Consider the following 11,472-nt stretch of genomic DNA (forward strand, 5'->3'; position numbering starts at 1 on the left):
TACTCGGCAGGCACAGCAGACGGTTCAGTAGGGTTGTAGCGCGCACGGGTCAGCTCCCAAGGTTGGTTGTGTAGGAGCTTTCAACCCTACGAGCGCCCGTGCGCCCACCCGCCCACACCCGGCCCGTACGCCTAACTAACCATCCACATTCAGAGCAGAAGGGCCGAATTTTCTCGCGGACGACTCAACAAGCAGGGGCAGAAAGTAGGGGAAGAACCTTCCCCTACTTTCAGTGGTCCGGCGCCTCGCCGACGTGGCCCGTTCACCTGCCCTTCGAGGCATCCCTCGGCCGGCGCCTCGGGCACCTCAGAGAGCGGTGGGGTGGTGGACGCTTATGCGCAGGTCAGAGCGCTAGTCACCGAACTCTTCGAATCAGCGACCCACCCGCCGACGGCGTCGGCGATCGTGGAGGCGGGAAGAGTGCGGCCTCATCGCAGAAACCGCACTTGTCGCCAGAAACCGCTGGTGCACCTCGGGTTTCTGACCAGACACGCGGTTTCTGAAACCACGACTCGCCGACGACGCGCGTGGGAGGTCGGCGAAGCCGCCGTCGCGGTCAACCCTCACCGAGGTCCACCTCGAGCGCAGACCTCGGACTCCGAACATCGTCGTCGAGCACAGAAAGCGCTCTTTGCCGCCAAGAAACTAGGGGAAGAAAACTCGTGCCCTACTCTTGGAGTCCTCCCCTAGGAATTCTAGGGGACGACTGTGAACCCCGGGGAAGAAGTTCTTCCCCTATTTTCAGGGACAGAGCACTGCGGCGTTTGCCCAGGTCAGAGCGTCGGTCACCCAACTCTTCGGATCAGCGACCCACCGTCGGCGTTGCCGACGATCATGGAGGCGGGAAATGTCCGCCGGAGCACACCGACGGGCCGCTTCACGGTTGTAGCAGAAGGTGCTCGATAGGCAACACCTTCTGCTTCGACGTTGGCTCGAGGGTCTCGACATCCGGCGCGCTCGATCACCCAACCGATCGCACTGCAGACGAACCCCGCGGGAACACCCTTCCGCTGGCTAGGTGCGAGCCTCGAAAGCCCCTGGTGAGAAGACATCGTTGTCTCACCACGCCCCTTCGAAGCTCGCACCTCAGGGAGCGATAGTCAGCCCGCCGCGACCGCCGTACTCGTGTCAACGGCGCGGGCACGCAACCGATCGGTCAACCGCTCGATGACCGCGTCGACGACACCGGTGGCGCCGGGTGTCGCCGGATGCCGAACACGGACGTCGAGGCCGTCCTCGGATCGGGAGAACCAGATCTGCACGTCGTCGGCCGTCGAACAGGCCGAAATATGTTGTGCTCCAGGAAGTCTCGGACCGAGCTTGCGGTAGTCGAGGTAGGAGATCATGAAGATGTCCCCGCTCGGGAGCTGCGGTGCACACCGTTCCAGGACGATCGGCAGAGGTACGCGGGCTAGGTCGATCGCTGCGCGCAACGATGATCTGGCGCCGGCACGATCGCCCGCATCGACGAGGACCGGGGCATTCGTGACCATCCAGCCCGCGGTGTCGTGCCAGCCCGAATCTCGTTGTCCCCGAGTGTGTAGTGGGATCAGAGCGGCCAGACGTGACGGTCCACCGAGGTCTTCGATCACCGACGCCAGGTCCGCCAGTACCGTGGCAAACAGGCCCGCATCGATGGCGCCGGCGTCGTCTGCGGAGAGCACGGTGCGCACCAAGGTCCGCTGCGGAGTGTTCGCGGGGACATCACCGAGGGGCAGCGGAAAGGTGGGTACCTTGCCGCCGGTCTCGGTGAAGAAGTTGCGCCAGCCCGCTAGCCGCTCGATCGTCTCGGTGTCGTCACACCCATCAGGGGTGCGAAAGCGGTCGACGTCGGCGGCGTCGGCGACGCATCGTCCGACGAATCCGGGTGGTGCCGCCGCTTGCGCGGAAGTGTTGGTGCTCAACAGGTGTAGCCGACGCAAGATGATGTCGACGGTGAGGGCATCGGCGTGCGCGTGGTCGAAGGCGCAGAGCAGGGTGCGGCCGACGAGAGCGAAGCAGATTCCCGGACTGACCTGCGGGTGGCAGCGAGAATTGATGAGGGCGACGATGTCGGCGGTGTCGGCCTGGCCGTGAGTCACGAGCCCCGTCCGCAGGTGAGTGGGATCGAGTACGTGCTGGCGCGGCTCGGGCGTCCAGCTGAAGCGCAGACGAAGAGCTTCCTGCTCGGCCACGACCTGCCGCACCACGTCGGCGATGTGCTGCGGATTCGGCGGTGGGCCCGCACTGTCACCGAGTTCGACGGTGCCCGCGATCCACACCGGATTACTCGTGGCCGCGGCGTGCGCAGCCAAGTGATTGGCCTGGTTGAAGCTGACCGGAGAACCCACGGACGTCGGAGAATCGGTCCAGGTGAGGGTGATCTCGGTGAGCTCGCCCGACAGGTCCACCAGGTCGGCGCCGGTGACCCTCACGCGCCGATCCCCAGGGCGGGTGCCGCGCAGGCACGCGCGCTCATCGGGGAGGTGACCATGGTCGCCAATGTAGCGCGGAGAGTGTCGAAGTACCGGGTGACCGACTCCCGAGCGATCGGATTATCGGGGCATTGTGTCGCAATCCACAAACCGTCGTGGTCGCGGCTGATCCAGAGCGATGCGTTGCGCGTTCGTCCCTCGCCGGTGAACAGCACCGCATCGGCGAGTTCCCGCTGGCCCGGAAACCACCGGAAGTCGAGGTAGGAGACCATCTGCGGGCTGGCCAGCACCGCTGGATCGAGCCGTCGGGCCGCTATCAGGTGACCGAGTGCCGCGTGAGCGGGTGTTCGGGCGAGTCGCCGGGCCCGGGCCAATCCGTTGGCGGCGTCGGCGAGCACGTCGATCACTTCGGCTCCGCGGACGTCGAACGCCACCGGCGCAAAGGTGCAGTACCAGCCCTGCGACGAGGTGTGCTCGGCGCTGCGTGTGCTCAGAACCGTTGCGGTGCAATAGCTGTCCCGACCGCTGAGGTGTCGATCGGTCACCGCGAGCGCAGCGTAGACGGCTGCGGTGAATCCGGTGCCGGCGGCGCTTGCCGCATGCGCGATGGCCTCGGCGTCGTCGGCGTCGGCGAGTTGTGCGCGGCGGATTCGGACCGGTTGGGGTTCTCCGTCGTCGAGTCCGAGATCGAGCGCGAACGCAGGCAACCGCCCACCGGTCGGCCGCAGGGCCTCGACCCACTCGTCGAGTTCCGGTGAGCTGGACCCGACTCGCGTGGCCGCGGCGAATTCGGCTGCCACGTAGTCGATGTGGCTGCCGGCCACCGGTACATCACGCCCGCCGTAGCGGGCCAGGATCTCGGCGAGCCCGGTCACCTGAGAACTACCGTCGCCGAAGGCATGGTCGATCCCGAAGTACAGGTCGAACGAGTCGTCGCGGACGATCGCGCCGAAGATGACCCCGGGAAAGGAATCGAACACGGCCTCGCTGCTCAACCTCATGTCGACGTGGCCGGCGATCTCGTGGTCGGCGATGTCGCGGTGGTGGGCACGCAGTGCGATGTCCTGTGCGTCCACGACGTGCCGGGTGATCTCGTTGCCGCTCGTGCGAAATGTGCTGCGCAGCCCGTGGTGATCGCGCAGAAACCCGTTGAGCGCGAGCGTCATACGTGGCTCGTCGAGCGTCCCGGCAACCGTCACCGCGGCGCACGTGTATGCGCGGTGTGTTCGGCCGCTCGCCCGTGTCGCCGCGACGGCGGTGATGTGATCTCGCTGGAGGAACGACGGTCCGACCGGATGTGGCTCTCCGGCCGCCGCGATGGTCGCCGCGGCAACGGTGTGCTCGTCGGCCACCCAGTCGATGACGTGACCGCCGCGTGGGGTCCACTCGCGACGCGCGACGATTCTCACCGGCTCTCGCCCCTGTCGGCCAGCGCCGCGATCTGCTGATGGCTCCCGACGTGCGCATCGAGAACGATCTCCGTGTCACCATCGGCGGCAACCTCTCGCAGGACCGACGAGAATTCGGCGATGAACGCATGTACCGATGCAGCGGCGGTGTCGTTGCCCGGGAAGCGGGCGGCGAGATTGATCCCGTCGGCGGTTCGGTTGATCCACAGGTAGACCTCGTCGTCGCTGTGAACCGGGCTGCGCAGCGCCCGATCGGCGGGTGTCCAGTCGCTCGCGCCGGGCAGTGATCGTCCGTCCACATACGACACGACGAACCGGGCGCGTGGACTGATCTGCAGGAGTTCGGCGATGCGGGCGAAGGAATGACCGACGAGCCTGCGGTGGGCGCGGGTGGCCGTCGCCGTGCCCGCCAGCGCCTCGCTGAAGCGCGCAACGGACGTGAGATCGTCTGCGACCGGCATCAGACCGACGAACCATCCTGCCGCCGTGAACCATTCGGGTGCAGTGCGCGTGTGCATCGGCATCACGTAGCGGGTGACGCGGGTTCCGGACAGGCGCGCCAAAGCGACTGCGACCGCCGTCAGCACGCCTGTCGACCCGGAGCCGCCTGCTGCCTTGCAGGCCGCGCTGAACGCGTCGGCCGATTCCCGCGGCAGAATCCACAGCGAGACACTCGACTGTGCGGCCTGGGCGTGTCCGATCGCCGGCTCGGACCCCAATGGCAGCGGAAAACCTGGGAGCGCAGGTGTGTTCGGCGTCGGATCGGTGTCCTCGCCGACGGTCGGCGGAGACGTGGGGGCGCTGCGCAGGAAGAGCTCCCAGTCCCGGACGGCCGGATGATCGGTGCCCAGGGCGGTGGCGGCCTTGTACTCGTCGACGCTGTGGTCGACGTAGGAACCGCATGGCGGCAGCGCCGGAGTCTCGCCGACGAGGTGCGCACGATAGATCTCGCGAATCTCGGCGATTGCCAGCAGTTGTGTGTAGGCGTCCATGACGGCGTGATCGGCGCCGAAGATCACGGTGAAACGGTCGCCGTCAACCTGCTCCGGACCGGAGCAGACGTGTTCGACGGTGGTGAACACGATGTGGGGCCAGCTGTGCGCGCGGACCCCCGTCGCCAGGAACTCCTCGAGGTGGCGGTATACCTCGAGCGAATCGCGCACCCGTCCGTAGCGTCGCACATCGATGGCGATGGCTTCCGGCTCGAGGTGGCGTCGTGCGGTTTCGGCCGCGTCGGTCGCGACCGTGCTGCGGAAGACCTCGTGACGGGCGATCCAGGTCCGCAAGGTGGCCGCGAAGGCGCGGGGTTCGAGTGGCTGATCGATCGCGAACGCCGTGCCGATCCACGAGACGTCGTCGTCGCGTGTGTGCCGCAGGTGGGCGGCATGATTGGTCGAAAGTGGTCGATCGTCGGACGTCCAGTCGGACGCCCTGGTCGACGGTATCCATTCGGTGATGATCCCCGATGGTGTCGGGTAATCGGCAAGCTCTGTGTACTCCACTGCTGATACCTCGTCGCGCTGATGGTGATGCGGGACAGAGCGGAGCATCTCCGGTCTGCCGTCGGGGAATCTTGTTGTGCGAGCGCGGAGTGTGAAGTCCCCCCCAGGACTCATGAGCTCTCCATCATTGGAGACGACAGACCCCCCGCGTCTGCGCCGGCAACGACACATTCGTTGCCGCTCATATGTTTCGGTGGTGTCCACCCCCAACCACTGGACCCCCCGTGCGACGTCATCGACGTCCGATGCTGAGCGTAAGCCTGTCGGCGTCACCGCGCCATGTGGGCTGCGCCACCCTTGAATACCCTGCGTTGTGAGCCAGTGTCGGCTGAAAAGCCATGACGTGCTGGATGTTTCGCCCCGAGCAGGTCGTTTCACATGCAAATGATGTGGCGGGACGCACAGTCGCCACGGGCGTGGCCTTGATCACTCTGTGGCACCGACGATCACTCTGTGGCACCGACGATCGCCGAGCAGGCTCGTTGCGTCGCGATCTCAGCAGGTGTCAGGAGCGCGGTGAGCCGATGTGCAGCCCGTTGTGTCGCTGGATCGAGCAGGCAGTCGAGTTGTGCCTCGCCGAGGCGCGCCAGCGGTGCGCCGGTTCCGGACCCGGCGCGGGCAAGCGCACCCGCCCAGAGCGGCTGATCGGCGCTGAGCCAGCCGATGGCCGATGGAATACCGGCCCGCGCGGTGGCGGCGGTGGTGCCCGCGCCGCCGTGATGGACGGCAGCACGACACCGGGGCAACAGGCGCTCGTGGTCGAGTCCGTGGGTCACCCTCAGCACCGAATCATGTTCGGGCAGAGGGTGTCCGGTGTGGGCGATCACCCGCCGCCCGCGACGGACAAGGGAATCGACGATGCCGCTGACGCGCTCTTCGGCGACCTGCATGCTGCCGAAACCGACGTAGACCGGTGGTTGGCCGTCCTCGGCCCACGCGACGACGCCGTCGGTTCGCGAATCATTCCCGTCGAGGAGGCGGCGGGTCCGCTCGTCGGGCAGCAGAAAGCCGGTGAACGGCCGCTGGGAGCCCCATTCGCGGGACAAGCCCGGGAACAGTGCGGCCTCGTAGACCTGTATCTCCGGACGTCCGTCGGCGCGCAAGCGACCAGCTAGTGGGCCGCGTGCGGGCGGAAGTCCGAGTTCGGTGCGTAGGCGCCGGTCGTCGGTGCGGGACGTGAGCCAGTAGAGGCGGTCGACGGTGCTCCACAGTGCACGCCGCACGCAGGTGGGTGGGCGGCGATACGTCGGCGAGACCGTCGAGTTGGGCCGCACCGGACAGTAGTGGAGTGGTACGAACGCGATGCCGCGACTCTCGGCAATGGTCGCCGCGCGTTCCTGGGCGAGCAAACCGGTGACCAGGATGTCGCTCTCGTCGGCGAGGTCACCCATCACCCGCTGCGATGTGTGCGCGCCGTACGCCCCGACCTCACGGAGCGCCTTCAGGCGGGTGCGTGGATTCGGCGATCTCAATTGCTTCTTGATGATCGAACCGGCAAGGAGATCCGCCGTCGAGGGACACAATTCGCGGGTGGGAAGGCCGGTGCGAGTCGCCATGGGCATCAGGTCGTGGGCCACCGCCAACTGCACCGTGTGTCCGTGCCGGGCGAGCTCGGCGGCGACCGCGATCGCGGGCTGCACGTCTCCTCGGCTGCCGTGCAGTGCGAACGACACTCTCATGTGCCCCAGGCGCTTCCGGTCAGCGACCATCGGCCGAGTTCATCGGCGACGACCTTGCTCAGGGCCTGGTCGTCGGCCACTCGATCGGGGTCGAGTGAGGTCACACAGAGCGTGACGAGACCGCCGCTCTCCGATGCCCAGCCGCTGATCCCGCCGGCCATCGACCGCAGCACCTCGAGGTCAGGTGTGGAGGCCACCGACCGCATCGCGACCGGACCCACCGAACCCGTGCCCAACGACGCGAACCGCGGATCGAGTTCACCGAGGTTCGACGCGAGGCACAGCGGTGCCGACACATTTGCTGCCAGCCGGCGGACGGCGCGGTCGCCGAGCGCCTGGGCGACGATGCCGAGTCGGGCGGCCGGACTGGGTCCGTCGACGAGCGTGCGGAAAGCGCTCTTGCATGCCGTTCGGATGGCGCCGAGGTCGCGGTAGCGGTCGTCGTCCACGACGATCGCGGCGGTGACCCCCGTGGTGGCGTTTGCCCTTCGGTCGTTGTCGGTGCGAGTCGACATCGGCAGCGAGAGCCCGATGGCCTCGCCGGGGTGAATCCGACCGGTGCGTTCGAGTGCGCCGACCATGATCGCGACGAAGAGGGAATTGGGTGTACCTCCGGAAGCCGATGCGGCAGAACGGAATGCGTCGGATCTGATGGTGAGGATCGTGGTGGGTGCGGATACCGGCGCGTTCTCGCCGGCGGTGACCGCTGTCGTCGCAGCAGGTGTCTCGGGGTGAGTATCTCTGCGGGGCTGGGTGGTTGGTCGACGGTCGGTGACCATGGCGGCCGCCGCCCTGCCGGCGGTTCCCAACAGCGTTGCCGTGTCGCGCAGGTTGTCACGGAGGCGCGGCGGTGTGTCGGTCGCGTCGAAGGCGGTGTCGGCGACGGCCTCGGTGACGGCCATCATGACGGCACCACCATCGCCGACCACGTGGGACGCGACGAGCGACACGAACACAGCGGAACCGTCGGCGGAGCGGGCGGCGGTCAATCGCCATGACGGTCCGCGGATGGTGTCGAGGGGTGCGTCGACGCAGCGGCGAGCCCAAGATGCCTCCTCGCCGGCGGCAATCGGCCTGTCCGACAGGCTGAATCGCCCGGCCGCGGGTGTGTGCACCCAGCGGTCACGACCAGGCGTCCGGCGGCGGTGCACCAGCCTGCTCAACCGTCCACGGCGCAGACGCGCGGCGATCGCGGCGATCGCGGCGTCGGTCACGTTGCCGTCGAGGCGCCAGACGCACTGGTTGACGACCGGAAGCCGTAGCGCATGCTCCATGCGGACGAACAGATCGTCGTCGGGTGTGAGGCGCTCGGGTGTGAGCCGCTCCACCGTCCGTGTCCGACTCGTGTCGCTCATCATGGGCCCGTCAGACCCGCCGGAGATACGCGCGGAGGGCAAGCGGTGCCGCGACGGCGATGATGGCCGTCGCGCCGAGCAGCGTCCAGCCGACATGCGCGGTGATCTCTCCGTCGTTGGCGAGCGAACGGAACGACGAGACCAGATGCGATACCGGATTGACGTCGGCGATTGCCTGCAGCCAGCCGGGCATCGTCGAGGTGGGGACAAATGCATTGGACGTGAAGGTGAGGGGCATCAGAATCAGCATCGAGATACCCTGTACCGCACTAGCTTTGGACATGATCACACCCATCAGGGCAAAGATCCAGCTCATCGCGAAAGCGGCGAAGATGACCAGCACAATGCCCGCGGCGGTGCCGACGATGCTGCCCGGCCGGTAGCCCATCACCAGCCCGACCACCAGCGACATCGTGGTCGCGATGACATAGCGCAGGATGTCGGCGGTCAGCGACCCCGCCAACGGTGCCATGCGGGAGATCGGCATCGACACCAGCCGGTCGAAGACTCCGCTGTCAATGTCTTCGCGAAGTTGTACTCCGGTGACCACCGAACTCGTGATCGCCACCGACACAAGGACTCCGGGTACGAGTTCGGGCAGGTAGGCCGACACGTCACCCGCGATCGCCCCGCCGAAGATGTTGGCGAACATGATCGTGAAGACCACCGGGACGATGATCACGTCGAAGAGTTGCTGAGGCGTGTGGCGCATCCGCAGCAGCCCGCGGCGCGCGAGGGTGAGCGTGTCCCGCACGGCCTGGGCCGTCGACACCCGCTCGGCGACGAGTACCGGCCAGTCGCGGCCGCCGTCGGAATCGGGGATCGTTGTCACATCTGGCGCGATCTTCTGGGTGATCATGCCGGCACCTGCTGGTCGGTCATGGCGAAGAACACCTCGTCGAGGGTTGGGCGGCGGACGGCGAGTTCGGCGACCGCGATGTCGGCCTCGTCGAGGGCGACGACGACACGCGCGGAGAGCGCGGGATCAGGCAGAGCGGCGGTGAGACGGCCCGACTCAGGACTGGGAACCACGGCGGTGCCGACTCGCCGATGGATGATCGCGGCTGCCTCGGACATCCGAGCCGGCTCGGCGAGCGTGACTTCGAGCGAGCGTTCGCCGACACGATCCTTGAGGACGTCGACGGGCCCTTCGGCGATGACGCGCCCGGCATCCATGACCACCAACGAGTCGGAGAGTTGGTCTGCTTCGTCGAGGTACTGCGTGGTCAGCAGCACCGTGGTGCCATCGTCGACCAGCGCGCGCACCGCCGACCACACCTGTGCACGGGTACCCGGATCGAGGCCGGTCGTCGGTTCGTCGAGGAACAGCAACGCGGGCGGCGTGATCAGCGACGCGGCCAGGTCGATGCGGCGTCGCATGCCACCGGAGAACCCGGATACCGCCCGGTCGGCCGCAGCGGTGAGACCGAAACGTTCGACGAGGTCGGCGGCGCGAGCGCGTGCCGCGCGGCCGCGGATTCCGCGTAACCGGGCGAAGAGTTCCAGGTTCTCCAGCGCGGTCAGGTCCTCGTCCAGCGACGCGTACTGGCCGGTGAGCGAGATCAGCGACCGGATGGCCGGCGCCTGCGTGACCACGTCGCGGCCGAAGATCTTCGCGTGGCCGCCGTCGGGCCGGACGAGGGTGGCCAGCATGCGGACGGTCGTCGTCTTGCCGGCACCGTTGGCGCCGAGCATTCCGCACACCGAGCCGGTGGGTATGGACAGGCTGACGTCCGCCACCGCAGCGACATCGCGGAACGACTTCCGCAACGACTCCGCATGCACGGCCGTCTCCGGCAATCTGACCATCGATGTTCCTTCTCCCGCGAACGTCTGACGTCACCACCATGGCGGAGGGCACTTTCATTTCGGTTTCAACCGTCGGCGGTGCTGCCGATCATGGAGGCGCGAAAGAGTGCCGTCGTCCTACCTCCCGCACTCTTCTGAATATCTGCGAGCAGATCAGCCGATGAGCTGCGCCACCGCGCGTTCCCTCGACATGGAGGGACCGGCGGCCAGGTGCATCACCGGGAAGTCCCGGCGGTAATGGATGGCGCGCGCGGCGGCGGCGTACGGATCGTCGTCGCGCAGGCCACGGGCCTTGACGACGGCCGCCGCCGCAGCGCCGAGAGCGGGCAGGTCGGTGAGCGCCGGGTCGAGACGACGCTGTGTCAGGGCGGCCTCGAGGTCATCGGCCGCGAGCCGTGCGTGCGTGGATTGTCCGGCCGCATCGAGCAGGGCGACGGCCACCGCGTGCATGTGGACCGAGTGACCGTCGGCGGGTGGCCCCGCGATGCGCAGGGCGTCGGCGATTGCCGTGACCGCGAGGGCAGGATCGTCGTCGACGAGCAACTGCGCGCGCGTCATATGAGCAGTTGCGATGAACGGTCGCGCGGTGGTTCCGGCAGCACGCAGGCACGAGGCGAGCAGATCCTCGGCTCGACGCGGATCGACGCTCACCGATGCGCCGGCCTGGTAGATGCGCACCCGACACGCATCCTGCGCCAGCCCGATGTCGTCGAAAGTGGTTGCACTGCGCTCGAAATGAACGATGGCGGCCTCGTGGTCCCCAACCTGGCTGCAGATGCGGCCAAGTCTGCTGCGTGCGTTCGCGGCGAACCACGGGTGCATCGCAACGTCGGCTGCCACGGATGCGCGCAGGGCACACCGATGTGCGAACCTCGGTGCGGCAGCGCGTTCGGCCAATTCGGCGCGAACCAGTTCGGCCGCCGCGACCACCCCTGCGTCGGCGCTGCGCGCGGCAGTCGCCAGCGTCCGCGCCACGGTGGCCGGTCGGGCGACGAGCAGATCGCCGATGAGTCCGTCGATTCCACTCAACGGCCGCACCGACATGGCCTCGCGGAGCCGGAGCCGCGCCCGGGCCGCGTCGCGATGGCCCGCAATGGTGAGATGTATTGTTGCACAGAGTAGTCCGGCGACATCGCGATCTGATTCGGCCGGCTGGCGGGCGACGGCGCGGCACAACCGCAGGGTCGCGTCGTGGCCCCCGGTGCGCATCGTCCGCCACGAAACAACAGGCAGCAGTGCTGGATCCGGGCTCGCGCTCCCGTCGAGGAGTGACAGGATGGCGTCCGACGAGTGGTCGAGCCGAT

The 11,472-nt window shown here is 67.5% G+C and carries 7 protein-coding genes and 1 pseudogene; all 8 read right to left on the reverse strand.

All coding sequences use genetic code 11. The features are described from left to right. Positions 1-1,100 precede the first annotated feature (1,100 nt). Positions 1,101-2,414, reverse strand: a complete 1,314-nt coding sequence (locus tag ABZW74_RS22540; protein ID WP_355279505.1) for a hypothetical protein — start codon at positions 2,412-2,414, stop codon at positions 1,101-1,103. Next, positions 2,411-3,823 (reverse strand): hypothetical protein, encoded by a 1,413-nt coding sequence (locus tag ABZW74_RS22545; RefSeq protein WP_355279507.1) that lies wholly within the window; start codon positions 3,821-3,823, stop codon positions 2,411-2,413. The genes ABZW74_RS22540 and ABZW74_RS22545 overlap by 4 nt, the downstream gene beginning before the upstream one ends. Next, positions 3,820-5,325 carry a hypothetical protein gene (locus ABZW74_RS22550; RefSeq protein ID WP_355279510.1) on the reverse strand — a complete coding sequence of 502 codons (1,506 nt, stop codon included), beginning with the start codon at positions 5,323-5,325 and terminating at the stop codon, positions 3,820-3,822. Before ABZW74_RS22550 ends, ABZW74_RS22545 begins: the two co-directional genes overlap by 4 nt. A gap of 446 nt (positions 5,326-5,771) precedes the next feature. Then, positions 5,772-7,004 (reverse strand): nucleotide disphospho-sugar-binding domain-containing protein, encoded by a 1,233-nt coding sequence (locus tag ABZW74_RS22555; protein ID WP_355279512.1) that lies wholly within the window; start codon positions 7,002-7,004, stop codon positions 5,772-5,774. Beyond that, entirely contained in the window at positions 7,001-8,359 is a 1,359-nt protein-coding gene (locus ABZW74_RS22560; RefSeq protein WP_355279515.1) for a hypothetical protein, read from the reverse strand. Before ABZW74_RS22560 ends, ABZW74_RS22555 begins: the two co-directional genes overlap by 4 nt. A gap of 10 nt (positions 8,360-8,369) precedes the next feature. Beyond that, positions 8,370-9,218 carry an ABC transporter permease gene (locus tag ABZW74_RS22565; RefSeq protein WP_240859041.1) on the reverse strand — a complete coding sequence of 283 codons (849 nt, stop codon included), beginning with the start codon at positions 9,216-9,218 and terminating at the stop codon, positions 8,370-8,372. Continuing rightward, on the reverse strand, positions 9,215-10,168 hold the full coding sequence (locus ABZW74_RS22570) for an ATP-binding cassette domain-containing protein (RefSeq protein WP_355279518.1): 954 nt from the start codon (positions 10,166-10,168) through the stop codon (positions 9,215-9,217). Before ABZW74_RS22570 ends, ABZW74_RS22565 begins: the two co-directional genes overlap by 4 nt. 153 nt (positions 10,169-10,321) lie before the next feature. After that, positions 10,322-11,472 (reverse strand): annotated as a pseudogene (locus tag ABZW74_RS22575) (AfsR family transcriptional regulator); the annotation flags it as partial.

This window comes from Gordonia sp. NPDC003585 (assembly GCF_040610755.1).
Lineage (GTDB): Bacteria > Actinomycetota > Actinomycetes > Mycobacteriales > Mycobacteriaceae > Gordonia.